Source organism: Paenibacillus sp. FSL H7-0331 (assembly GCF_001956045.1).
On the sequence record NZ_MRTH01000001.1, the window covers coordinates 99,789 to 125,201 of the forward strand.

The window sequence follows — 25,413 nt, forward strand, 5'->3', positions numbered from 1 at the left end:
GCAGAGTTGTTTTCCTGCTGCCGGGATGAGTCCATTTTCTAATTATACCTCTGCCCTTAGCTTGATAACTTCCGCGCAGCGTTTGCACAAGGTCGGATGTTTCGCATCCAAACCCACATCCTTGGTAACATTCCAGCAGCGCTCACATTTTTCACCTTCAGCTATTTTCACCTGTACAGACAACCCTTTGGATGAACGAGCACCCTCTGGTGCCGTCGTTCCAGCCTCATGGACCTCAACGGCAGAAACAATAAACAATTGCTCCAATTGCTCTAAACCGGCTATCAGCTGCGCTTGCTCCGCATTTGGATATAAATGAACGGCTGCACCGAGCGAATTCCCGATCATTTTTTCCTTACGTGCATCCTCCAAAGCCTTCAGAACATCATCACGAACAACGATAAACTGCTCCCACTTGGATTCCATCTTTTCATCGAACAGCGTCGTATCCACTTCCGGCAGCTCGCTTAGTTGAATGCTGTCCAACTCAGTACCTGGAATGTACTTCCATACTTCATCCGCGGTATGCGGCAAAATCGGAGCAATTAACTTAGTTATTACCGTCAAGGCATCATATAATACGGTTTGTGCTGCTTTTCTACCCGAATCGGACGGGGCGCTTGCGTAAAGTCTGTCTTTAATAATGTCCAGATAAAAAGCACTCATCTCCACTGCACAGAAATGGTGTACAGACTGATACACAATATGAAACTCGTAGGCGTCATATGCCTTGATAACACGGTCTGTCATCCGGTTCAAACGTGCCAGTGCAAAGCGGTCCAACTCATTCATTTGGTCAGGAGCCACACGATCTGCTGTCGGGTTAAAGTCAGACAAATTCCCCAGCAAGAAACGCAGCGTGTTCCGAATCTTACGATACACTTCGGTAATTTGATTCAAAATATTGTCCGAAATGCGTACATCCGATTGGTAATCAACCGAAGAAACCCACAAGCGTAAAATATCGGCGCCCAGCTTGTCGCATACTTTATTAGGGTCAATGGTATTGCCCAGTGATTTGGACATTTTACGCCCTTCACCATCCAACGTAAACCCATGACTCAAAATTCCTTTATACGGCGATTGTCCGTGCACAGCAACACCCGTAATTAAAGAAGAATTGTACCAGCCGCGGTATTGGTCCGAGCCTTCCAAATACAGATCTGCCGGCCATTCCAGCTCGTCTCTTGTTTCAAGAACAGCTACATGACTGGATCCGGAATCAAACCATACGTCCATGATGTCGGTTTCCTTACGGAATTCAGTATCCCCGCTTATCGGGCAAACCGTACCTTCTGGCAATAGCTCGGATGCATCCTTTTGAAACCAGGCATTGGAGCCTTCACGCTCAAAAATTTGAGCCACATGCTCAATCGTTTCCTTATTGACGAGCGGCACATTGCTGTTCCGTCCGTAAAAAATCGGAATCGGTACCCCCCATACCCGTTGACGCGAAATGCACCAATCGCCACGATCTGCGATCATATTATGTAGACGAACTTCACCCCAGGCTGGAGTCCATTTTACCTTTTTGATTTCCTCCAGCATTTCTTCGCGAAACTTGTCTACAGATGCAAACCACTGCTCGGTGGCACGGAAAATAACCGGCTTCTTTGTCCGCCAATCATGCGGATATTGATGCTGGATCAAGCTCATATGAAGCAAATGCCCTGATTCTTTCAGCATTTCGGTGATCACTTTATTGCCTTTATCGTAGAACATTCCTTCAAATCCTGGCGCTTCCGCTGTAAAATGACCTTGATCATCCACAGGACACAGCACACCGAGATTGTAGCGTTGACCAATCACAAAGTCATCTTCCCCGTGACCCGGCGCGGTATGTACACAGCCCGTACCCGCTTCCAGTGTGACATGATCTCCTACCATGACAAGTGATGTCCGATCGTAGAACGGATGCTGACACAACACATGCTCAAGCTCACTGCCCTTAATTTGAAACAATACCTTAACATCAGTCCAGCCAATTTCCTTGGATACGGCTTCGAGCAAGCCTTGGGCCACCACATACTTCTTGCCTTCCACTTCGACAAGCGCGTATTCGAAATCAGGATGCAAGGAAATACCCAGATTGGCAGGCAGCGTCCAAGGTGTCGTCGTCCAAATCACAATCGAAGCATCCTCTGGCAGCTTGCCTTTACCGTCTTTCACTTGAAAAGCGACATACACAGAGGTAGACGTTTTATCCTGGTATTCGATTTCTGCTTCAGCTAGCGCACTTTCCGAGGATGGGGACCAATAAACTGGCTTAAGTCCTTTATAAATATAGCCTTTGTTCACCATTTCACCAAATACGCGGATTTGCTGAGCTTCGTATTTGGGCTGCAGTGTAATATAAGGATTGTTCCAATCGCCACGAACGCCTAAGCGTTTGAATTGCGCCTTCTGCCGTTCAACCGATTGCAGTGCGTAGTCCTTACAGTATTCGCGAAACTCATGAACGCTCATTTTTTTACGGTCAATTTTGTCGTTGTTGGCAACAGCCTGCTCAATCGGCAAACCATGTGTATCCCAGCCTGGAACGTAAGGCGCGTCGTAGCCCTGCATCGTTTTGAAACGTACAATAATATCTTTAAGTACCTTGTTCAACGCATGTCCAATATGAATATCGCCATTCGCATAGGGAGGTCCATCATGCAAAATAAACTTAGGCTTTCCCTTGCGGCTCTCCTGTACCTTGCTATAAATATCAATTTCTTCCCAATGCTGCTGCATGCCTGGTTCGGCTTGCGGCAAGTTGCCTCTCATCGGAAAATCAGTTTGTAATAGGTTTAATGTTTTGCCATAATCCATTAATGTTCATCTCCTTCATTATATACAAAAAAACCTCCCATCCCCATAGGGACGAGAAGCCTCGCGTTACCACCCTGATTAAGACTTGCAGCTGTGCGCCAGACTTCTGTTCAGAAATCTCCGGCTTGCAGCCCAATAGCCTTCACTCAACAATCGTTAACGGGATTAGCCGATCCTCTCTACTGCTGGTTCAAGAGAATGCTCCTGGGTGATTTTCCATTACTGCAAAGATCGGGCTCGCACCAATCCCCGACTCGCTTTCCTTGCGTACGTAACCTACTCTTCCCACTCATCGCTTTTTGTGATCATTGTAGCAGTTTATTTTGCAATAGGCAAGCCGACTTAAGCTTGTTCAATTTCGATCCGTTCCATAGCATTCCAATCCTCTTGACCGAGCAGTTCAAGCTGTGCTTCCAGCAAAGTGCGAAAGCGTGTACGATAGATCGAAGCCTGCTTTTTGAGCTCTTCGATTTCCACAGAGATTTTGCGGGATTTCGTCAAGGATTCATTAATAATCCGGTCCGCATTTTTCTCGGCTTCCTTTATAATGAGCTGCGCCTCTTTTTTGGAATTGCTCCTTAACTCGTCGGCAGCTTCCTGAGCCACGATAATGGTCTTGCTCAAGGTTTCTTCGATACTGGAAAAATGATTAAGACGCTCCTGGATCGCAGCAAGCTGATTCTGCAAGTCCTTATTCTCACGGATATTTGCTTCATAATCTTTGATGATTTGGTCCAAAAACTCGTTTACTTGATCTTCATCATAACCTCGGAATGATCGGCCAAATTCTTTATTATGTATATCCAACGGTGTTAAAGCCATTGCTGCACCTCCTGAAAATTTGACATCAGTCCGGGAATCTCCGAGACTTGCTGTCCGACGCGTATTGCTATATTCGACGACACCTTCGTTATTTCCTTCATTTATCCAAAAAAACCTGAAAATTTTAACAAAAAAAATCGGCAATCACGCATATTTGCCGATTCTTAACCGATATCTTCCTTTTTTCGTGACACCTTCTACTTCGAGCACCTGAAACCGCCCAAAGCCTTGCAAGGATACAACATCACCTGATTTCAAAGGCTTGCTCGGATCCTCTTCCTGCTTCCAGTTCAGCTTGCAGCGTCCCGCTTTAATGGGAATCAGGATTTTGGCACGGCTCAGATGATAAACGTCACTGACAATACCATCCAAGCGAAGCGAAGCCACAGACAGCGTCATTTCTTCTAGCCTCGTAGGGGACACTTGCAGTTGGTCAATCGTTAGCTGCTGGGTCTGAACATGCACGCGATGCACCTGCTGCAAATTCAGTCGCATATAATCAGCTACTTCTGATGCCACGATAAACTGACAGCCCTGATCGGTTACATAAATATCTCCGACTTTCTCACGCTTCATACCGAGCGCAAGAATCGAACCCATGTAATCCCCATGGTCCAGATCCTTCAGCTTATTGTCCAATGATGTAACAGAAATCAAGCTGATTCCCATATCCTCTTTATCCAATGCGCGATATTCAGGTGCTACAAAGGCTCTCTTACGTTCCGCTTGCTCGTGTCCACCATCAAACCGGATATGAATATCCATGCTTCGATTGGCAAGCGTTGATAAAATGAAAGCCTGCCTCGGGTCCAGAAAATCGGTTAATTTAACCATGTGCTGCTCCGCGCGTGCAATCCATTCGGCAGCCTTATCTACAAAACGATGCTCATCCGGATGAAAGTGGGTGTATACTTGCTCCCTGTTCTTCTCCATCATTTAATAAAAAACAACAGGACAGCTGCAATACCTTGCCCAACAAAGCGTAAAGCAATTAGCGCAACGATCGGCGAGATATCGATAACTCCGGCGATAGGTGGAATAAACCGACGAAAAATGGACAAATACGGTTCACACAGCTTGCCCAATATTTCACCAATAAAGCTTTCTTTTGCACTAGGCAGCCATGATAACAGCACGTAGGCGATCAGCATGTATGTATAGATTTCAATAAGTGTGTTAACGTAGCCAACAATAGCAAACAAACGATTCACCTCGATTTAGAATGTGGTTGGAGCTAGCCCTCGTTATTCAGTATTTCCGAAATCGAGCCATGAATTTCAACCGTGTCCGGTGTGCACAGAAAAATATTAGGACCAATTTTGGAAATCGAACCATTGAGCGCATAAACAGTGCCGCTTAAAAAGTCAACAATGCGGGTTGCCTGATCCGGACGAACCAGATGAAGATTGACAACGACTGGGCGGCGTGAACGCAAGTGGTCGGCAATTTCCTGTGTGTCCTCATAGGACTTTGGCTCATTCAGTATGACTCTCACTTGCTTGGCTGAATGTATGCTGACAATGTTTCCTTTATTTTTACGTTGCTCCACGGGATTGGTTTCATGTTCTTCGGTATGCTCAGTGACATGTTCACGTTCCGTGATCTCTTCTTCTTCCTGAATCCCGATAAAATTCATAAACTTATTCATCACACCCATCACAAATCTCCTCCTTATAGTTTTCGTATAAAACTGTCTTCGTAAGCATCACTTTATAGTTTTCGTATAAAACTGTCTTCGTAAGCATCACTTTATAGTTTTCGCAAGCATACTGCGCGGCTATTCTTTACCTACTAATACGGTTCCGAGACGTATCCAGGTCGCGCCTTCTTCGATAGCGACTTCAAAATCATTGGACATGCCCATAGATAAATGCTTAATTTCATAACCCAATACCTGTTCGCGATTTAATTCATCCCGCAATCGACGAAGCTCACGAAATACCGGTCTGGTCGATTCAGGCTCTGCTTCATAGGGCGCCATTGTCATCAAGCCAACTATTCGGATATGCGGCATATCTCGCAGCTTGTCAACAAAAGAGTCCAGTTCCTCAGGAGGCAGTCCATACTTGGTCTCTTCCCCGGATACATTCAGCTGTATAAAGCAGGATACAGTCAGACTCTGAGCGGCAGCCTTCTTTTCAATTTCGGTAGCTAGGGATAGCCGGTCAAGTGAATGAATGTAAGCGAATTTACCAATGACATCCTTTACCTTGTTCGTTTGCAAATGCCCGATAAAATGCCACACTGCCTGATCATGAAAAACTTCCCACTTGGGCTGAACATCCTGCCAACGGTTTTCCCCAATATGGTTCATCCCCAAACGGATGGCCTCACCTGTGGTTGCAAGCGAAACATACTTCGTTACAGCAATGATCTGCACATCTTTACGGTCTCTATTCGCACGGTCACATGCTTGCTTGACTTTATCTTCTACAAATTCAATATGCTGATTCAGCTTCAAACGGGAGGTCACCTCTATTCATACAAACCAATCCAGGCAGCCATTCTGCCTGTTTTTCCCGCTTCTTTGCGATGAGAAAAAAAGATATCGGAGCGGCAGCTTGTGCATAAACTACTCATTTCGATATGGGATGGCATAATTCCTGCTTTTATCATAATTTGTCGGTTCATTTGTTGCAAGTTTAAGTTGTATTTCCCATTCTGTTTGCTTTCATAGATAGGGATGTTTCCATTTGCTTCTGTATTGGATATGTCTAACTTCTGCATGAGCGAGCTAAATTGCGAGACCACAGTATCATTTACCTCATAACAGCACCCTTGAATCGACGGGCCTATTGCAGCCATCACGTGCTCTGCCTTCGTTCCATATTCCTGATGCATAAGGTTCAACGTATGAGTTGCTATTTGAAGTACAGTCCCTTTCCACCCCGCATGAGCTAGTCCGACCACACGCCCCACCGGATCGTAAAAATACAGGGGTACACAATCAGCAAACATCACGTGCAGAAACAGTCCTGACTCATTGGTTATAAAAGCATCCGTTGCTTGAATCGCTCGTTCACGCGAATCGATACCTGCCCCAGCATGCGACCGGGTTACTTTAAGCACCTTATTTCCGTGAACCTGCTCCGCATAAGTGCACTGTTGTAAATCGACATGCAGAGCTTCTGCTAATTTATGACGATTGGTTACGACATCCTCATGTATATCCTCAACATGCAGACCGCAGTTCAAGCTGCCAAATTCACCGCTGCTAACGCCTCCATGACGCGAGGTGAAACCGGCTGTAAGTCCGCTGTCGCGTTCCATCCAGCTGCGTATAAACAACAATTCGCACCCATTATCAGCTTGCTCCGGCACGAACGGCTCCATAGTTGTAAGACCCCCTTCGTCAATCTGTCAGTTATCCATTTCGGTGTGTGTAAGTTTCCTGTATGCTTGACAGCTTACTCATATCCGCTTTCTACCAGTATACACGAAGCCGCGCTAAACAGCACCCCTTATGCAGCCCGATCTTGGCATATACATTCGTTTTCTTAGCCTTGTCCCCGATATTGTTTATTAAATTCATGATACGCCTCAGGCTCTTCTTTTTGGCGAAAGCTGCGAACATCATCAATTTTGACCAGAACGACATCCATTCCGATTTTCACGATATTTTTCCAGGGGATAACGACATCAGTTGAGCCCCCAAACCAGCCAAAAAATCGGCCGCTGTTAGGCACAACAATCGACTCAATGGTCCCATTGCGCAGATCCAGCTCCAAATCGCTGATTTGACCTAGCTTCTTTCCGTCCACAATATTGATTACGTCCTTGGTTTGAAAATCTGATATTTTCACGTTGTAACCACCACGTATTCATTGGATTGTTGATCTCTTTTATTTACTATATGTGAGACTTGGGCAAAATGTCATCTTCCACAAAAAAACCTCCCTGCTGATTTCAGCAGAGAGGCCGCCTGGAAAGTTCCCCTTCCATATTAGGTGATTCGGACAAGCGATTAGTTTTTGACATACTTTTGCATTTGTGAAATCGCCGATTTTTCCAGACGCGATACCTGAGCCTGCGAAATGCCGATCTCGTCAGCTACCTCCATCTGTGTTTTGCCATCAAAGAACCGCATGGACAAAATCATTTTTTCCCGGGTATTCAGCTTGTGCATCGCTTCACGCAGGGCTATTCCCTCAATCCATGACACATCCTTATTCCGATCATCACTAATTTGATCCATCACATAGATCGGGTCGCCGCCATCATGATAGATCGGCTCAAACAAAGATACAGGGTCCTGAATCGCGTCCAGAGCAAATACGACATCTTCCTTTGGAACATTCAAGGCTTCAGATATTTCATAAATAGTCGGTTCGCGCGAATTTTGATTCGTTAGACTGTCACGCACCTGCAAAGCTTTATAAGCGATATCCCGCAATGATCGGGATACCCGGATTGGATTGTTGTCTCGTAAGTAACGGCGGATTTCACCAATGATCATCGGTACCGCGTAGGTAGAAAATTTAACATTTTGGCCTAAATCAAAATTATCTATCGCCTTCATAAGTCCGATACATCCCACTTGAAACAAATCATCTACAAATTCGCCGCGATTATTGAAACGTTGAATCACACTCAGCACCAGTCTCAGATTACCATTCACCAGCTTCTCTCTGGCCGACCGCTCATGAAGGGTCTGTAATTTAACGAATAATTCGCGCATTTCCGCATTAGTTAGAACAGGAAGCTTTGCAGTATCTACACCACAAATCTCGACTTTGTTTCGGGTCACCGTGATTACCTCCCAAGGAGAAACATTACTGTTAATTATCTCCTTGAGGTGTATTTTTATTCGTGGCCTAATTTCGATTAAATTATTAGGCAAGCGCTACCAATTTAGGCTTAATAACAAAGGTTCCGCTTTCATGAGTATAAAAAATACTTTTATTGCTGCCAAAAAAGCCCCGGATTGGGCCCGGAGCTGCTGAAATCAATTTGAATCTACACCATCTTGTTAAACTCTTTACGCAGCCGCTTAATAATTCTTTTCTCGAGACGGGATATATAAGATTGGGAAATCCCAAGCATATCCGCAACATCCTTTTGCGTCTTCTCTTCTCCATTCTGTAGACCGAAGCGTAGCTCCATAATCGTTCTTTCGCGTTCGGAAAGCTTATCCAAAGCCTTGTGCAGCAGCTTGCGATCGACCTGCTCCTCTATATTACGGTAAATCGTATCATTTTCGGTACCCAGGACATCCGACAAGAGCAGCTCATTGCCATCCCAATCAATGTTTAAAGGCTCATCAAAAGAAACTTCACTGCGGATTTTGTTATTCCGGCGCAAGTACATCAAAATTTCGTTCTCGATGCAACGTGAGGCGTAAGTGGCCAGCTTGATTTTTTTCTCGGGATCAAAGGTATTTACCGCTTTTATTAGCCCTATCGCACCAATCGAGACCAGATCCTCAATATTAATGCCGGTGTTCTCAAATTTGCGGGCAATGTACACGACCAGCCTCAGGTTACGTTCAATCAGCATGGCTCGTATGGCCGAATCACCTGTCGTCAGCTTGCCAAGCAAATATTCTTCCTCTTCACGGGTAAGCGGCGGCGGCAAGGCCTCGCTCCCTCCTATGTAGTAAATTTCCTCGCTTTTGAGCTTCAGCATCATCATCAGACGGTAGTAGCTGATTTGCATACGCAGCTTCCATTTTAACAGCATGATCCTTATCCTCCTTACGCTTGTTGTAGGTTATCTCTGCATCAGCATGGGGTGTATGATAGCTTGGTATGAATTATCAGAGCTGAGCTTGCCTCCATCCAGTCCAATGAGCACCTTGTGCGATTCATTTTGCTTGTCCTGATAACTGATAATCACTCGATCCGGCTTAATGGCCAGCATAAACTGGGTGGATTTATTAATCCCACGATAAGGTACAAGCCGCAGCCGGTCCTGCCATATGAAGGGGTCTGTCTCATCGTCGGTCCCGATCGCCGCTATCATTTGATCCACCTCAGCATCACGAATTTTCCTCATCCATGACTCAGAAATGTAGTCCTGACATTGTGAGACTTCCAGCACCATAACCGGTGTACGGGTCAACGGATCGTATAATTGGTTTCCGGTATCAATCAAACCTGTGCAGTGCAGCTGCACCGCACCGATCTCAATGTGAACCTGAGCAAAAAAAGAAGTCAACTCCTCTCGCTGCCTAGCACTTTGGAACACCTTCTTGTAGAATCCAATCACCGCGATCAATGCAATGGCAATGAATGTAACACCAAATTGCAGTTCGTGCGTCAAGCCTCCGGACTGGCTGATCACCATACCGTTCAGCACTTCATTCGAGTTTGCCCACAAATAATGGATCCCCAGAATACCTCCGGCAGCTACAAAGTTAATCAGATAAAAGGCACCCAAATTACGCAAATAATGCTGCAGGCTGGCAAAACCAAAGCTGATGACAATCATGATTAATGCAAAGCACAGTTTAACAACAAAAGTAAACATAAAAGATAATGCCGGAACAAACATAAACACGACATACATCGCCCCGATGCCTGCTCCGATCACAAGTCTCCACCAAACAATCGGAATTTTGCGCGTTCGCGCCGTCGTATACAGCAGCAAACCATCAATGACCAAATTCATCAGGAAAATAAGATCCACATAAACGATCATCGTTATTTTCCTTTCCTCGTAAGCGGCTACAGAGACAAGTATATATAACTTTATTTCCAAAGTCTGTCTAACGGTGAAGCCATAATGTGGCTTTTTTTGTTTAACACTGTCGTTATTACAACGTCGGTGATCCATGACTCGCTTTGTTCAAAAGGATTCAATATAACAATGTCGAATTGGGTACTAGATGAATATAGTACTTTTCATTCTCCGGCATTTCTTTACAATATAGGGTAAATGGACATCGGAAGGGAGAATCATCATGAAACCACGTAAAGTGAAGATCGTTGGAAGCGGAATCTATTTGCCTAAACAGTTGATTACTAGCGATGACATGGATCTTAAATTACAGGTTCCTTCTGGTTGGGTTCTCAGGAAATCAGATGTCAGAACCCGGCATTTCATTCAGGATGAGACCGCAGCGGAAATGGGTGCGAGTGCAGCATATGCAGCACTCGCAAACGCTGAACTCACCTTTGCAGATATTGATTGCATCGTATGTACGAGTGGGACGATGCAGCAGCCAATACCTTGTACAGCAGTTTTAATCCAAAAGGCCATGCAGCAGGAGCATTCGGGGATACCCTGCTTTGATATCAATTCGACCTGCCTTAGCTTTGTTACTGGCCTAGACACCATGTCCTACCTGATCGATGCAGGAAGATACCGCCGTGTCCTGCTTATAGCCACAGAAATTGCGTCGGAGGGAATTAATTGGACCGATAAAGAAAGTGCTTCCTTGTTTGGGGATGGCGCCGCTGCCGTCGTGATTGAACGGTCAACCGATACCGATAGCTCGGCTATACTCCACGCAGCCATGGAAACTTACAGCTCCGGGGCCCATCTGTCCGAGATTAAAGCAGGTGGAAGCTTGCAGCATGCCAAACAGCATACGACTACCAATGCAGATAACTATTTGTTCCAAATGAACGGTCAAGCCATATTCAGGATGGCCTCCAAGCTGCTTCCCCGCTTTGTCGAGCAGCTGCTCACAAAAGCACAATTGCGTATGGCCGATATAAGCTTGGTTATTCCACATCAAGGCAGTGCCATGGCCATGAGATTGCTGCGTAAACGATTAGATATTTCCGAGGAGAAACTGCTTTACATTACACCAACGTTCGGGAACACTATCGCAGCATCGATTCCTATCGGACTTCACGAAGCAATACGCCTTGGCAAAATTTTAAGGGGTGACCGCATAATGCTGCTTGGCACTTCTGCCGGACTTTCTTTAGGAGGCATTGTGCTTGAGTACTAATACGGGAATGAACATTCTGCTAACCGGAGGACGTGCACCCGTTGCATTGGAATTAGCAAGGATGCTAGCCAAGGCCGGCCATCGTGTCGATCTTGCAGAAAGCGTAACTCATCATCTTTGCAGAAAATCCAAAGCCATTGCCCAAAGCTTTCTCGTTCCTAAACCTAATCAAGAGCCTGATGCGTATATTTCGGCTTTGTCTCGAATTATTGGGCAGCGAAACATTCAGGTGCTCCTGCCTACCTGTGAAGAGATCTTTTGGATTGCACGAGGACTAACGAAGCTTCAAAGCCTTTGCAAGGTCATCTCAGCACCTTTGGAGCAATTAAGACGTCTTCATAGCAAATGGGAGTTTATCCGGCGTGTGGAGACGTTTGGCTTCGCAATACCTCAAACACAAATTTTTCATAATACAAAAGAATGGGCGAATGTATGTAATGAAGAACACTCATGGCTCGAAGCAGGCTTTGTATTAAAGCCGGTTTTCTCGCGTTTTGGTGCCAATGTCCAGTTATTTGGCCCAGATTGCTCGGTTGCAGACAGACTCAAACGTCTACAAACCAACCATGGCATAACAGCTACACCGGCCCAGCCCTGGATCATTCAACGATATATAAAAGGGAGACCGCTCTGCACGTATAGTGTGGCATGGGAGGGTGTCGTAGTTGCCCATTCCGCTTATGAAGTGGAATATACGGCCAATCAGGGGGCTTGTGTATACTACAAGCAGCTTCAGCACTTACAAGCTTTGAACTGGGTGCAATCCTTCGTACAAAAAGAGCATTTCAGCGGACAAATCGCTTTTGACTTTGTGGAATCCTATGAAGACGGTATCTTGTATCCCATAGAATGCAATCCACGGGCAACAAGTGGAGTTCATTTGTTTAGCCCGGAGGACAAACTCGTTGAAGCGCTTATCCATCCTGAAGACTTATCCCAACAAGCATGTAGGAAACCGCAGACTAATCAAGCTGCCATGCTGTCCATACCTATGCTGGCTTATGGACTGAATAAGGAACGAACCTGGGCGGCCATCTGTCACTGGTGGGCACAGTTTGTCTCGGCACGAGATGTCATATGGCAAGTCCGAGACCCGTTACCTTTCCTGGAGCAGATTCCGCTAATGCTGGACGCTTGGCGGCTGAGCCACAAACAAGCGATATCCATCACTGCAGCGATGACTTATGATATTGAATGGAATGGTGAAGCATGAAAGCACTCGTAACAGGAGGAACAGGATTTCTCGGAGGCCGCTTGGCTGAGCGTCTGCTGGACGCAGGTTCGGAAGTGACGATTATTGGACGTAACGCCGTGATAGGCGCCAAGTTCGCAGCCAAAGGTGCGAGATTCATAGAGGCGGATCTTCGCGATGAGCAAGCCATTGTCAACGCATGCCTGGGTCAGGAAGCGGTCTTCCATTGTGGAGCCTTGTCTTCTCCGTGGGGAACCTATCGCGACTTCTTTGAAACAAACGTAAAAGGTACTCGGCATATCCTGCATGGATGCCGGATTCATAAGGTGCAGCGGCTTGTACATGTGTCTACACCAAGCGTCTATTTCAATTTCACAGATCGTTTGAACATTTCAGAAGCAGACCCGCTTCCGACCCGATTTGCCAATGCTTACGCGGCTACCAAACGGCTAGCCGAACTGGAGGTTTTGCAGGCTATTTCAGCGGGACTTCAGGCTATGATCATCCGTCCTCGTGCTATCTTTGGTCCGGGCGACAGCTCCATACTGCCGCGTATCATTAGAGCCAATGCTTCACGTGGAGTTCCGATCATTAATGGGGGTCATGCATGGATGGATCTAACCTATATTGATAACGTCGTAGATGCATTGCTGCTCTGCCAACAAGCTCCGGACTTGGCATGGGGACGCATATTCAATATCTCTAACGATGAGCCTGTTCAGTTATCGACAATCATACCAAGATTATTCGCTATGCTCGATATTCCGCTCCGAGCAAAGGCTGTATCCTACCGAGCTGCATATGGATTAGCCGCTATGCTGGAGCTAGCAGCGCATCTGCTGCCTGGTAACCACGAACCATTACTAACCCGATACAGTGTCGGAATTCTGGGACGGAGCCAGACGCTGGATATTAGCGCAGCACGCCAGATTCTGGGTTATACACCACAAGTTAGTATCGAAGAAGGCTTGCTAGCATTTGCAGCGGTTTGGAGGACACCCCTTTGAGACCCTTTCAGTTGTCTCCTATTCACCAGATTCACTTCTTACGTGCCGGTTACTGCACACATCGGGAATGGGTGACCATTCGTGGAGGAACTTTCCGCTCAGTTCGCTTCCCAGCTGGTTTTGCTTGTATCGAGCATCCGACAATGGGCCTCATTCTATTTGACACAGGATATTCAGAACGATTTCTGATAGAAACATCATCCTATCCAGCGAGCCTGTACCGCTATCTGACCCCTGTTTATTTCAGTGAAGCCGATCGTGCTCTTAGTCAGCTTCAACGGATTGGCTATGAGGCTCAGGATGTCGCTCTCATTATTATTTCACATTTTCACGGGGATCATATTGCCGGCTTGCGTGATTTCCCTCGGGCCCAATTTATTTATGCAGCGGAAGCCTATGAGGAGGTTCGTAACCTGCAAGGTTTGGCAGCCGTAAGGGCTGGCTATTTACCGAATCTGCTTCCTGATGATTTTGAAGAGCGATCTATTGCCATCACCTTCAATCCATCCTTCGCTGTACCATCAAGCAGCTCAATGACCATGAGCGCTTTATCAAAGGGAAGCACACCAGCCTCTTCTTTCTGGCCTATGCACGCCGCACTCCCGCCAGAATGTCCGTTTACATCAGGCATCGATTTACTCGGAGATGGCAGTATGATCGCTGTTGATCTACCAGGTCATGCCGAGGGCCAGATCGGATTATTGGTATCTACGAATCAACAGGATTATTTCCTGTGCGCCGATGCAGCGTGGTCCAGTAAAGCCATCCGCTTCAATTTACCGCCGCATCCATTAGCAGGGCTAATCATGTCCAATCGTCAAGGCTACCGAGCTACCTTTAATAAGCTGATACAATTGAATCAAAGGTTTCCTTCTCTACAAATAGTACCCTCACACTGCACAGAGGTTCCAAAATGATAATCGGGAAAAGGAGTGATGTTAAGGATGCTGAACCGCAAAGCGACTGTCCTCTGGCACTATTTCCTTGATCGTTATCTGCATAGATGGGCTAATCGCCGTGCCTTTGAAGAGTGGCAGGAAGCCAAAGTGATAGCACATTTACAGCTTATTCGAGAGTCCTCAACCTTTTATCAGGAATTGTGGAACGGCCTCATTCTATCCAAGTGGCGAGAGTTTCCTATTATTAACAAGCAAATCATGATGGATCATTTCGATAGCTTGAACACAGTGGGTATCCGCAAGGAAGAAGCCTTTACTTTGGCGCTGAAAGCAGAGAGCACAAGAGACTTTACACCACAGCTGAATGGGATTACGATAGGCTTATCCTCTGGAACCTCTGGAAACAGGGGGTTATTTGTCGTTAGTCCGCAGGAGCAATACGCTTGGGCAGGGAGGGTTCTCTCCAAGGTTTTGCCAGGCTCCCTTCTTGCCTCACACCGTATCGCTTTTTTTCTGAGAGCCAATAGCAACCTGTATGGGTCCGTCAGTGGGGCGAGGCTTCGTTTTGAATTTTTTGATTTAATCGAGCCCATGCAGCAGCATATTCATCGCTTGAATACTTATCTGCCCAATCTCTGGATTGCACCTCCTTCCGTACTCCACTTATTAGCGGATGCTTATCGTCAGGGCAAGCTGATAGCCAAGCCGCAGCGAATGGTTTCAGTAGCCGAGGTGCTTGACCCACTGGATCGGCAATATATCGAATCCGTCTTTCAACTGCCCATACATCAGGTTTATCAGTGTACGGAAGGCTTTTTGGCAGCCACTTGCGCTCATGGAACCCTTCATCTGAATGAAGATATGGTTGCTTTTCAAAAAGAATCTGTTGATGGTGAACGTAGGTTCGTTCCGATCTTGACCGACTTCACACGTTTCTCTCAGCCCCTCATCCGCTACAGGCTGAACGATCTGCTGGTTGAACGTTCAAGACCTTGCCCGTGTGGTTCCCTTATGACAGGTATAGAAGCTGTAGAGGGCCGCTGTGACGATTTATTTTATTTGCCTCATGCGGTAGATCAGGAGCTTGTTCCCGTATTTCCCGATCTGATTACTAGAACAATCATGGGTGCTGCTCCCACTGCCGTCGCTTATCATATTGTGCAGCTTGCTCCCGACCGGATCGAGCTTTCGCTGGAATTCGCTGTCGACACTTCTACCACGATGGATTTCATATATTCGACCGTTCAACTAGCATTAGAAACCTTATTTATCCGGATGAATTGCAAGAAACCGAACATCCACATGACTCCCTACGAGACCATAGTACCTGGAACAAGAAAATTACGCCGGGTGGAAAGGAGATTCTCCGTTGAATCCAGCCATTCAAATCTATAATCACGAAACCATTCATCAGCTGCAATGGCCCGACACTGAGCAAGGAGGTTATGCTAAACGGTATCTACTCCCAATACTAAGTCATTCTCCTACAGCTTTCATAGAAAATGTGACAACGAAGCTTTGGGTTCTCCTTATCGATAATATCGTAATTCCCTTTACTGTTAATGATCAGGAATACGATAATTGCTATGTGTGCTCACCTTATACTCACTATGTCACCTATGCCAAGCAAGAGCTTGCCTTGCTGCAGCAGCCTGTAATTGAGACGATTCTGGCAGCCCTATTGAATACAGTAGGTTTTGGATTACGATTAGGACGGATCAATCAAACAGTCCATATGAACAATTGGCTTCTATCTACTAATTTGTACGTAAATTTGACCAGCCTCCAGCTTACGGCTATTGTCGATTATATGAGTAAACGTTTCCCGACTCATTCACTAGCCTGGCGTTCACTGAACCCTACAACAACTTCTGCACAATTAGAATCATTAGCAAAGCAGGGCTGTAGAATGATCCCAAGCCGGCAAATCTATCTGTTGCCTACGGATCAAATGGGTGGCTTACCCTCCAAGGCACGATGGCTCATCAAACGCGATTATAGCTTAATCGAAAAAAATGGATACGAATTGATAAGTCCGGATGAACTCAAAAAAGCCGATATGTCCAGACTGAGAGATCTGTACAATGCACTTTATCTGGATAAATATTCACGCTGCAACCCTTGGTTTAGCGAACGTTTTCTGGATTTGGTCAGACAAGAACAATTATTAAACCTGTATGCACTTCGGCATATCGAGTCGGGACGCATCGATGCGGTGCTTGGTTATTTTAACCGCGAGGGGATTATGACGACTCCCGTCTTTGGTTACGACACGCAGTTGCCTCAAGCTACAGGACTGTACAGGATGCTCTCAGCCGTGCTTATTCGATTGGCTCTGGAACATGGCTATCTGCTGCATGAAAGCTCTGGAGCGGCTCAGTTTAAGCGTAACAGAGGCGCAACTGCCGACATTGAGTACACGGCAATCTATGATCAGCATCTCCCAGGCTATCGGCGTTGGGGCTGGTCCCTGCTCGGTAGTGTGCTTAATAGAATTGGTGTCCCTATCATGAAAAAGTATAAATTTTAAAGGAAGGGGTCTAGAGCTATGAACACCTCAATCCATTCACCTGCTGACCATCCCTCCTCGATTCCTTCGTCTGAGCCTGTTATCCTGGTAACCGGTGCTTCGAGCGGCTTTGGCCTATTAATCTCAATCACTATGGCCAAAAAGGGTTATCGTGTCATTGCTTCCATGCGGGACCTGAGCAACCAAAGCCAGTTGATGGAACAAGCAAGAGCAGCCAAAGTAGAACTGCTGATTGACTGTGTACAATTGGATGTAACTGACCATAGGACAATATCAGAGGTGATTAACGAGACTATGGAGCGCTATGGCCGAATCGATATTCTCGTCAACAATGCTGGTTTGGCGATAGGTGGTTTTATTGAGGAGGTGCCTATCGAGGCTTGGCGGCAGCAAATGGACATTAATTATTTTGGCTTGGTCGCCGTTACCAAAGCTGTACTGCCCTATATGCGCCAGCAGCGAAGTGGGCATATTTTTAATATTAGCAGTGTGAGCGGGCGTGTCGGTTTTCCAGGGTATGCCCCCTATGTTGCCTCCAAATTTGCCGTTGAGGGTTTCAGTGAGGCACTCCGTCTGGAAATGCAGCCCTTCGGCGTGCAAGTCGTACTTATTGAACCCGGGGCGTATCCAACAAGTATTTGGAAAAAAGGCTTCGATTCGATACACACTTCTCCCCATTCACCCTATCAGGATCAGTTGGACGCCGTGCTGAATTATTCCAAAAGTACTCTCAATAATGGTGCCGATCCTCAAGATATTGCTGATGCCATTGCTCGGATTTCGAGATTGCGTCGTCCCAAACTACGTTATGCAATGGGAAAAGGAGTCCATTTCTTGCTGTTCAGTAAAGTACTGCTCCCCTGGAACTGGATTGAGTCATTCATGCTAAAGTTACTGAAAATAAGAAAAGCTCCTGACCGGAGCCTATAGGGGGAAGAAACACAAAAAAATGACTTCGATCAACTCGAAGTCATTTTGCACGATAACCTTATTTATCGTTATTGTTTTTCCCACGGTTACGTAAGAAAGTCGGAATATCCAATTGATCACTTGAAGGTTGGGAACCAAATGGACGTAAATTGTTAACACGGTTATCAACGGGTTCGGATGCCTGCGAAGACATTCCCGAAGGCTTACGCACAGGAGGCTGTGCCGTTGCTTTATGCTCAAAACCTGTTGCAATTACAGTTACCATAATTTCTTCCTTGTACTTCTCGTCAATCACGGCACCAAAAATCATATTGACTTCCAAATCCGCAGCTGAGGCTACAATATCCGCAGCTTCATTAACCTCGTACAAGGAAAGATTGGCTCCACCCGTAATATTCATCAGAACCCCACGCGCACCTTCAATCGATGTTTCGAGCAAGGGACTTTGAATCGCCTTTTTGGCAGCTTCAGCTGCACGATTCTCACCTGTTGCCACACCGATTCCCATCAAAGCAGACCCACGCTCCGTCATGATCGTCTTGACATCCGCAAAGTCCAGATTGATCAGCCCCGGTACAGCAATCAAATCCGAAATCCCTTGAACACCCTGACGCAGCACATTGTCAGCCTCACGGAACGCTTCGAGCATCGGTGTTTTTTTGTCTACAATTTCCAGCAATCTATCGTTAGGAATAACGATCAGGGTATCAACCTTTTCTTTAAGAGCAGCAATTCCTTGCTCAGCCTGAGCTGCACGCTTTCTACCTTCAAAAGTAAAAGGACGTGTAACTACGCCTACCGTCAGCGCACCGCATTCTTTGGCTATTTCGGCGATTACGGGTGCAGCACCTGTTCCCGTTCCTCCGCCCATACCCGCAGTTACGAACACCATATCGGCGCCTTTCAGTGTATTCATTACATGTTCTCTTGATTCCTCAGCCGCTTTCTTGCCAACATCCGGATTAGCCCCCGCGCCCAAACCGCGTGTCAGTTTATCGCCGATTTGCAGCTTGTGATCGGATTTGGAATATTGAAGTGCTTGCGCGTCGGTGTTTACCGTAATAAACTCTACACCCTTGACTCCGTTTTCAATCATTCGGTTAACGGCATTACTTCCTCCACCGCCAACACCAATTACTTTTATTTTTGCAAGCTGGTCCATGTCCATATCAAATTCAAACATAGCTGTTATTTTCCTCCTCATTGAGCTTCACTAGCTCGAAATCCCATCTAAATAAATTCGCTCAGCCAATTTTTGAAACGCTCCATAACCGAAGGTTTGTTCTCATTATTGCTAGCTGCAGCTGGTTTTTTAGTTACGGATTTCTTAGCCGAGCCTGCCGATTGTTTCGTAGTTCTCAAATATTTGCAGGCATATTGTATGATTCCTACGCCGCTAGTGTAAGAAGGATCACGAACGCCGATAAAATCAGGCACGGCAATACGTACGGAAGTAGCTAGCTCAGATTGAGCAATCGCCAACATACCCGGCATCGAGAGTGTTCCGCCCGTAAGCACATAACCTCCTGGTAACTCCATATACCCAAGACGTTGTACCTCTAAACCAATTAAATGAAAAATTTCTTGAACACGAGGCTCAACGATATTTGCCAAGTCAATTTGGGAAAACTCCTTGTCCACATTGCTTCCAATCCGATTTACCTTAAATACTTGATCAGCAGCTGCATCCTCGATGACAGCACAGCCAAATTTAAGCTTAATTTTCTCGGCAATATCCGCTTGTGTCCGCAGACCTATGGAAATATCATTCGTTATATACTCACCGCCGATAGGCAAGGTCGAAGTAGCTACCAAATTGTTTTGTTCAAAAATAGCAATCGTCGTTTGTCCCGCTCCAATATCTACGAGCACGGTACCGACTGCTTTTTCGTCTCTGGATAAAGACAGGTGACCTGCAGCCAAAGACATCAGGATAAGTCCGGAAACCTTTACTCCGGATTTTTCAACTACACGAAGTAAATTATGTATAGCTGTCTTCGCTCCAGTAATGATGGTTGCTTGTACTTCCAAACGAACACCAATCATACTGCGTGGATCATGAATTTCATCTAGACCATCAACCAAGTATTGATTAGGAACGACGCCAATAATTTCCCTTTCAGGAGCTAAAGGAATGACTTTGGCTGCTTGAATCACACGCTCGATATCTTCGTCTCCAATTTCGCGATCTTCATTGGATACGGCTACAACGCCGTGACTGGTTTGTAAAGAAATATGACTCCCGGAAATCCCAACGTAAACCTCTGTTATTTGAATACCTACCATTCGTTCTGCATGATCGATCGCATTGCGAATCGATTGAACGGTTTGGTCAATATCGACAATGGCTCCTTTGCGAATACCTTCCGAGTCGGCTGATCCAACTCCTATTATATTAATGGCGCCGTTAACGACTTCGCCAATAATAGCACGAACTTTGGATGTACCGATGTCCAAACTAACAATGATGTCATTGCTGCTCAACCCCTTGGCACCTCCTGTGGCTTAAAATTGATTTGAGCTTCATTTTTTTGAGTTTGATTTGATAATTAATTGTAAATTAACGAAATGAAATCTTCTGTACTTATTCAACACGATTGGGATTTTCCCTCTTTTTCAAAAAAAATTCATTAGTTAGATTGATAGAGTATAAAAATACCCACAAAGATCATTCTATCATTAATCGTTCAGAATGAGTAGAGTGAATAGAAGCATTTTCTCTTATTTTCTTACCCTTAAGTCCTATTTGCTGGCTTTAAGGACGTTTTTGTGTGTCTTTAGGTACATCTTTTTTTGAATCATTTGGAGCAGGTGTAATGGATTGCGTTTTTTTGTCGGTTTTACTTGTATCTTTACCTGCTGCTGCTTTGGAACCTGACTTCGAAGCGTCTGCTGGCGTATCAAACGGTGCATGAGTATCAGCTTCGAGAAGCTTGAGTACGCCTGTATTGATTTTATTTTCCTTTAGATTTGCAATGTAGGAGTCTAAATATTGAAGCTTGTCCGGTAAATAACTAATAACCGTAATCACTTCAAATTTGGAACGCGTATACATTTTAATTCGATCTGGATAGGATTCTGTAGGATCTGGTTTAATTTCAGAAATATCCGCTAAATAAGATGGATCCAAGCTGGCAATAACCTGACAGAGCTTGAGCTTCAGAGGGTCACTATCAGCCCACCCTGAAAGAATCGGCTTATCCAGAACAAAGTTCGTTTGCGTACTAATACTGACCACACTGCCATCCGCCAAAATAGCCTGAGGTTGATTGTTTGGATCAAACTGATAGGCGACCTTGGGAAATTCATGAACCTGTATATGAATTAGTCCGGGAAAATGCTTACTCACCTCTGCCGACTCTACCATTTTTAAAGCTCTGACCTGCTTCGCAATAGTGGCAGAGGATTGTGAAAAAAAGTGATCGCCGTTCTTAACAGTAATAGCTTGTCCAATAGCTTCGGGAGCTAAAAGCTCCTGCCCTTCTATTTCGATTTTGGTGATTTTGCTCAAGGAGGACTGGAAAAACAAGACGCAGAGCAACGTTATAAAAAACAGGAATAAAAACACCAGCAGCCTTTTACTGCCTCGGCCTCGTACCTTAGGCTTCTTGATGACAGGTAATCTTTCTTCTGCTTGCAAAGGGTAACCTCCTAAGGACTTTCCTGTGGGAAAGCCTACTTCGTAAGCATAATCTTGGTTTTCCTTCAGGAAAACTAACTTCGTAGGCATTCTTTCAATTTTATCCGAAATCCTATGAGAGGACATGCTTTCACTATGTAAACCGCCGAACATCTCCGTTCTGCTAACAGAAGAGGGATATTTCAGCGGCAATGGTCATAATAATCATAGACAGTGATTATTCCGTTGGTACAGGTGTTGTTCGAAGAATGTTGGCACCCAGAGAGCTCAACATATGCTCAATCCGATCATAGCCTCTATCAATATGATGAATCTGTTCAATGATCGTAGTTCCATGAGCGGCCAGGCCTGCTATAACGAGCGCTGCTCCAGCCCGTAAGTCGGTAGCTTCTACAGTAGCTCCATATAATCTCGGTACACCCCGAATAAATGCTGAATTCCAATCAACCCGAATATCAGCTCCCATGCGAGCCAGTTCAGCCACATGCTTGAATCTTCCTTCAAAAACAGTTTCCTTGAGGATACTTAAACCATCTGCCAATGAAAGCAGCACCATAATCTGTGATTGCAGGTCTGTCGGAAATGCAGGATAGGGGGATGTAATAATTCGCTCTATCGATTTGGATCTTGCGAGACAGCTTACGTTCATTATATCACCGTTAATCGTGATTTGAACACCTGCACGCTTTAGTACGTGGATGGCTGATGTTAAATGTGCAGGGCATACATTTTCCAATGTGATGTTTCCCCGCGTGACAGCAGCAGCAATCATAAGGGTTCCGGCTACGATTCGGTCGGGAATAATACGATAAGTACATGGGGTCAGCACCGATACCCCTTCAATCGTGATCGTGTCAGTGCCAGCGCCTATAATCTGGGCACCCATGGCGTTCAGGAAATTTTGCAGATCCTGAATCTCCGGTTCTCTGGCCGCATTGGAAATGGTCGTCATGCCCTTGGCCATAGCTGCAGCCATCATAATGTTTTCTGTTGCTCCGACACTTGGAAAGTCAAGTGCGATCTCAGCGCCTATTAACTCTTTTGCCGTACAAATGATGGTATTCCCGCCAGTTTCCTCAATCGTTGCTCCTAAAGCGGCAAGTCCCCGCAGGTGTAAATCTATTTTTCTTTCTCCTATGGCACATCCACCTGGCTGATAGACTTGAACACGACCAAAGCGTGCCAATAAAGGGCCCATCAAAAAAATCGAAGATCTCATCTGGCTCATCTGGCTTTCCGGGATGTGATAGGATTGTGCTGTGGATGAATTTACGGTTACCGTATCACCTTGATGCTCCGTACGACAGCCCAGTGCGCGAAGAATGCTCAGCATGACCTGTATATCTGACAAATCGGGTACGTTCAATATGCTAAACGTTCCTTCTGCCATCATGCCTGCTGCTAATATGGGCAGCGCCGCATTTTTCGCACCATGAATTTTGATGGCTCCCGACAGAGGTCTCCCACCTTCGATAACCAACTTTTCCAAAGTCCCACCTCCGATTTACCGCTCCCCCACCACCAGAACCTCGGTAACCAGCTTTACGCCATAAGCTTCCATGACGCACTGCTGAACATGTTCGATGAGGGTGAGCACGTCATGAGCTGTCGCTTGCCCCGTGTTGACAATGAAATTGGCATGCAGCGGTGAAACCTCGGCTCCACCGATCTTGAATCCCTTGAGACCCGCCTCTTCAATCAATCTCGCTGCAAATTGCCCAGGTGGATTGCGGAACACACTGCCTGCACATGCCAGTTGCAGCGGTTGTGTACGTAAGCGGCGTTCCTTGTAAGAAGCCATCGCTTCTGCAATCTCCTTGCGATCCCCTGACTTCAGTCCGAATACGGCTTCAATGATAATACCCGGCTGATGATGCAAGAGTGAATGTCGATAGGTGTATTCAAAATCGGCCATCTGCATGGTGACCAGCTCTCCTGTCGAAAGCAGCACTTCAGCTCTTAAAAGTATGCGTGACACATCAGATCCGTGAGCTCCGGCGTTCATATAAATGGCGCCTCCCACTGTCCCTGGAATGCCTCCAGCGAACTCCAACCCGGTCAAACCTTCCTTGCCGGCCATGACGGACAGCTTGATAAATGAATAAGCCGCTCCGGCATAAACCGTCTCACCCTCAAACCGCAATGTCTCCAGAGCGGGACCCAGCTTAATAACAACGCCGCGAATCCCTTTGTCGGCAATGAGCACATTGGAGCCGCGACCGAGAATGGTCCAGGGAATCTGATGGGCATGCATCAGCTTCACGGCATCAATTAGCTGCTCACGGTTGCGGGGGATTAGCAGAATATCGGCTGGCCCTCCGATTTTCCAAGTGGTATGAGGGGCAAGGGGCTCGTTCAAAAAACATTTACCGAACGCACCGCTTTGCAATAACGAAATGACCTGTTGCATGGGAAAACCTCCTTCACAGAACTCCGGGCTTCGCAGGTAACGGCTAGCTGCCGCATTCGCAAAGAACAATTCAGTAAGCACCTCTGAACCCTATATAGGCTTGCGCTAGCTGTTTGCCGCTTCACCGAGTGTCTGTCACGGTTATAGTGTAGTTTATGTAAGATCGGATAGAGTGTGACAAATGCCCAGATCGTTTTGTCAATCTGTAGCATGAGCGGCCTTCTTGATGAGTTTAATAATAGCGTCGGTCCCATTAATATGCTTCGCTTCTTTAGCTTTTTCTACATATTTCTCTTGATTTAAATGGAGAAGCTCAATACTCTGGATTAATGTATCAGCGGTTAATTGCTCTTCAAACAAAATTTCACCGTACCCCATAGATTGAAACGAGCCTGCATTTAAAATTTGATCTCCCCGGCTTGCTTGCTTTGTCAATGGGATGAGCAGCATCGGTTTTTCCAATGCCAAAAATTCAAATATGGAGGTAGCTCCTGCCCGGGATACGACCAGATTCGTCATGGCGAGCACATCTGGCAGATCCTCATTCAGATATTCAAACTGCCTGTAGCCTCTTCTGCCTTGGAAAGCCTCATCCACATGGCCTTTACCGCACAGATGAACGATCTGATAGCTCTGAAGCAGCACATCCAGTGCAGCTCGAACAACACTATTGATTCTCTGAGCTCCCAGACTTCCTCCCATGACAAGAAGAATCGGTTTTAGCTGATGAAAGTCGCACAGCTGCAGGCCCTTCATCGCATTGCCAAGTAAAATATGCTCACGAATCGGTAAGCCCGTACAAATCGCTTTGTTCCCTTTAATATGCTTGAGAGACTCTGGAAACGTCACACATACCTGATCAGCAAAAGGCAGCGAAATTTTGTTGGCAAGACCGGGTGTCATATCTGATTCATGAATAATAATAGGAATCCGGTTCAGCTTACTGGCCAATATGACAGGAACGGAAACGAACCCACCCTTGGAGAAAACAACGTCAGGTTTCAACTTTCGTAAAAGCCTATAAGCTTGACCAACCCCACGAATAACATTAAACGGGTCCTTCATATTTTTGAAATCAAAATATCTGCGCAGCTTGCCGGATGCAATCGGATGAAAAGGGATTCCCTCTTGACCGATAATTTCCCGCTCAATTCCCTGCTGCGAGCCGATATATTGAATATCCCAGCCCTGCAGCTTCAGCTTCGCGATAATAGCCAAATTGGGCGTCACATGGCCAGCTGAACCGCCTCCGGTGAATACAATTTTCTTCAT

General features: G+C 46.0%; 24 protein-coding genes and 1 other annotated feature. Of the genes, 7 read left to right on the forward strand and 17 right to left on the reverse strand.

Annotated elements, in window-relative coordinates:
• Nucleotides 1-42: 42 nt before the first annotated feature.
• From ileS to spoIIGA, 11 genes are all read right to left on the reverse strand, one after another.
• Nucleotides 43-2,811 (reverse strand): isoleucine--tRNA ligase, encoded by a 2,769-nt coding sequence (gene ileS, locus BK127_RS00460; protein ID WP_076227431.1) that lies wholly within the window; start codon nt 2,809-2,811, stop codon nt 43-45.
• Between the two features lie 44 nt (nt 2,812-2,855).
• Nucleotides 2,856-3,113: a binding site (T-box leader), on the reverse strand.
• Between the two features lie 40 nt (nt 3,114-3,153).
• Nucleotides 3,154-3,633, reverse strand: a complete 480-nt coding sequence (locus BK127_RS00465; RefSeq protein ID WP_076228324.1) for a DivIVA domain-containing protein — start codon at nt 3,631-3,633, stop codon at nt 3,154-3,156.
• Between the two features lie 144 nt (nt 3,634-3,777).
• Nucleotides 3,778-4,566 carry a YlmH family RNA-binding protein gene (locus BK127_RS00470; protein ID WP_372237336.1) on the reverse strand — a complete coding sequence of 263 codons (789 nt, stop codon included), beginning with the start codon at nt 4,564-4,566 and terminating at the stop codon, nt 3,778-3,780.
• Nucleotides 4,566-4,844, reverse strand: a complete 279-nt coding sequence (locus tag BK127_RS00475; protein WP_372237337.1) for a YggT family protein — start codon at nt 4,842-4,844, stop codon at nt 4,566-4,568. Before BK127_RS00475 ends, BK127_RS00470 begins: the two co-directional genes overlap by 1 nt.
• A 23-nt stretch (nt 4,845-4,867) precedes the next feature.
• The gene (locus tag BK127_RS00480; RefSeq protein WP_076227436.1) at nt 4,868-5,290 is read right to left on the reverse strand and encodes a cell division protein SepF; all 423 of its coding nucleotides are present in this window, start codon (nt 5,288-5,290) and stop codon (nt 4,868-4,870) included.
• Between the two features lie 120 nt (nt 5,291-5,410).
• A complete protein-coding gene (locus BK127_RS00485) occupies nt 5,411-6,094 on the reverse strand; it encodes a YggS family pyridoxal phosphate-dependent enzyme (protein WP_076227438.1) in 684 nt (227 codons plus the stop codon).
• Nucleotides 6,095-6,108: 14 nt separating this feature from the next.
• Nucleotides 6,109-6,966 (reverse strand): peptidoglycan editing factor PgeF, encoded by an 858-nt coding sequence (gene pgeF, locus BK127_RS00490; protein ID WP_076227440.1) that lies wholly within the window; start codon nt 6,964-6,966, stop codon nt 6,109-6,111.
• 164 nt (nt 6,967-7,130) lie between these two features.
• The gene (locus BK127_RS00495) at nt 7,131-7,436 is read right to left on the reverse strand and encodes a YlmC/YmxH family sporulation protein (RefSeq protein WP_076227442.1); all 306 of its coding nucleotides are present in this window, start codon (nt 7,434-7,436) and stop codon (nt 7,131-7,133) included.
• A 161-nt stretch (nt 7,437-7,597) separates the two neighbouring features.
• Nucleotides 7,598-8,380 carry an RNA polymerase sporulation sigma factor SigG gene (gene sigG, locus BK127_RS00500; protein WP_076227444.1) on the reverse strand — a complete coding sequence of 261 codons (783 nt, stop codon included), beginning with the start codon at nt 8,378-8,380 and terminating at the stop codon, nt 7,598-7,600.
• 209 nt (nt 8,381-8,589) lie between these two features.
• On the reverse strand, nt 8,590-9,312 hold the full coding sequence (sigE, locus tag BK127_RS00505) for an RNA polymerase sporulation sigma factor SigE (RefSeq protein WP_076227446.1): 723 nt from the start codon (nt 9,310-9,312) through the stop codon (nt 8,590-8,592).
• Between the two features lie 30 nt (nt 9,313-9,342).
• Nucleotides 9,343-10,332 carry a sigma-E processing peptidase SpoIIGA gene (gene spoIIGA / locus BK127_RS00510; protein WP_305954274.1) on the reverse strand — a complete coding sequence of 330 codons (990 nt, stop codon included), beginning with the start codon at nt 10,330-10,332 and terminating at the stop codon, nt 9,343-9,345.
• 202 nt (nt 10,333-10,534) lie between these two features.
• Here spoIIGA and BK127_RS00515 point away from each other — a divergent pair, with 202 nt between their 5' ends.
• Genes BK127_RS00515 through BK127_RS00545 form a run of 7 tightly spaced genes read left to right on the forward strand, consistent with a single transcriptional unit; the run spans nt 10,535 to nt 18,091 of the window.
• Nucleotides 10,535-11,533, forward strand: coding sequence for a beta-ketoacyl-ACP synthase III (locus tag BK127_RS00515; RefSeq protein ID WP_076227451.1), 999 nt, complete (start codon nt 10,535-10,537; stop codon nt 11,531-11,533).
• A complete protein-coding gene (locus tag BK127_RS00520; RefSeq protein WP_083688955.1) occupies nt 11,523-12,746 on the forward strand; it encodes an ATP-grasp domain-containing protein in 1,224 nt (407 codons plus the stop codon). The genes BK127_RS00515 and BK127_RS00520 overlap by 11 nt, the downstream gene beginning before the upstream one ends.
• Nucleotides 12,743-13,732, forward strand: a complete 990-nt coding sequence (locus BK127_RS00525; protein ID WP_076227453.1) for an NAD-dependent epimerase/dehydratase family protein — start codon at nt 12,743-12,745, stop codon at nt 13,730-13,732. Before BK127_RS00520 ends, BK127_RS00525 begins: the two co-directional genes overlap by 4 nt.
• On the forward strand, nt 13,729-14,649 hold the full coding sequence (locus tag BK127_RS00530) for an MBL fold metallo-hydrolase (RefSeq protein WP_256711128.1): 921 nt from the start codon (nt 13,729-13,731) through the stop codon (nt 14,647-14,649). The genes BK127_RS00525 and BK127_RS00530 overlap by 4 nt, the downstream gene beginning before the upstream one ends.
• 27 nt (nt 14,650-14,676) lie before the next feature.
• The gene (locus BK127_RS00535) at nt 14,677-16,026 is read left to right on the forward strand and encodes a F390 synthetase-related protein (protein ID WP_076227456.1); all 1,350 of its coding nucleotides are present in this window, start codon (nt 14,677-14,679) and stop codon (nt 16,024-16,026) included.
• A complete protein-coding gene (locus BK127_RS00540; RefSeq protein ID WP_076227458.1) occupies nt 16,001-17,161 on the forward strand; it encodes a GNAT family N-acetyltransferase in 1,161 nt (386 codons plus the stop codon). Before BK127_RS00535 ends, BK127_RS00540 begins: the two co-directional genes overlap by 26 nt.
• An 18-nt stretch (nt 17,162-17,179) precedes the next feature.
• Nucleotides 17,180-18,091 (forward strand): SDR family oxidoreductase, encoded by a 912-nt coding sequence (locus BK127_RS00545; RefSeq protein ID WP_083688956.1) that lies wholly within the window; start codon nt 17,180-17,182, stop codon nt 18,089-18,091.
• A gap of 58 nt (nt 18,092-18,149) precedes the next feature.
• On the opposite strand, the gene ftsZ is transcribed toward BK127_RS00545, so the two are convergent.
• The 6 genes from ftsZ to BK127_RS00575 form a co-directional block, all read right to left on the reverse strand.
• Nucleotides 18,150-19,274 (reverse strand): cell division protein FtsZ, encoded by a 1,125-nt coding sequence (gene ftsZ, locus BK127_RS00550; protein WP_076227460.1) that lies wholly within the window; start codon nt 19,272-19,274, stop codon nt 18,150-18,152.
• A 47-nt stretch (nt 19,275-19,321) separates the two neighbouring features.
• Nucleotides 19,322-20,575, reverse strand: coding sequence for a cell division protein FtsA (gene ftsA, locus BK127_RS00555; protein ID WP_076227462.1), 1,254 nt, complete (start codon nt 20,573-20,575; stop codon nt 19,322-19,324).
• 271 nt (nt 20,576-20,846) lie between these two features.
• On the reverse strand, nt 20,847-21,731 hold the full coding sequence (locus BK127_RS00560; RefSeq protein WP_076228335.1) for a cell division protein FtsQ/DivIB: 885 nt from the start codon (nt 21,729-21,731) through the stop codon (nt 20,847-20,849).
• Between the two features lie 217 nt (nt 21,732-21,948).
• Entirely contained in the window at nt 21,949-23,220 is a 1,272-nt protein-coding gene (gene murA / locus BK127_RS00565) for a UDP-N-acetylglucosamine 1-carboxyvinyltransferase (protein WP_076227464.1), read from the reverse strand.
• A gap of 15 nt (nt 23,221-23,235) precedes the next feature.
• Nucleotides 23,236-24,141 carry a UDP-N-acetylmuramate dehydrogenase gene (gene murB, locus BK127_RS00570; protein WP_076227466.1) on the reverse strand — a complete coding sequence of 302 codons (906 nt, stop codon included), beginning with the start codon at nt 24,139-24,141 and terminating at the stop codon, nt 23,236-23,238.
• Between the two features lie 198 nt (nt 24,142-24,339).
• On the reverse strand, nt 24,340-25,413 hold the full coding sequence (locus BK127_RS00575; protein ID WP_076227468.1) for an undecaprenyldiphospho-muramoylpentapeptide beta-N-acetylglucosaminyltransferase: 1,074 nt from the start codon (nt 25,411-25,413) through the stop codon (nt 24,340-24,342).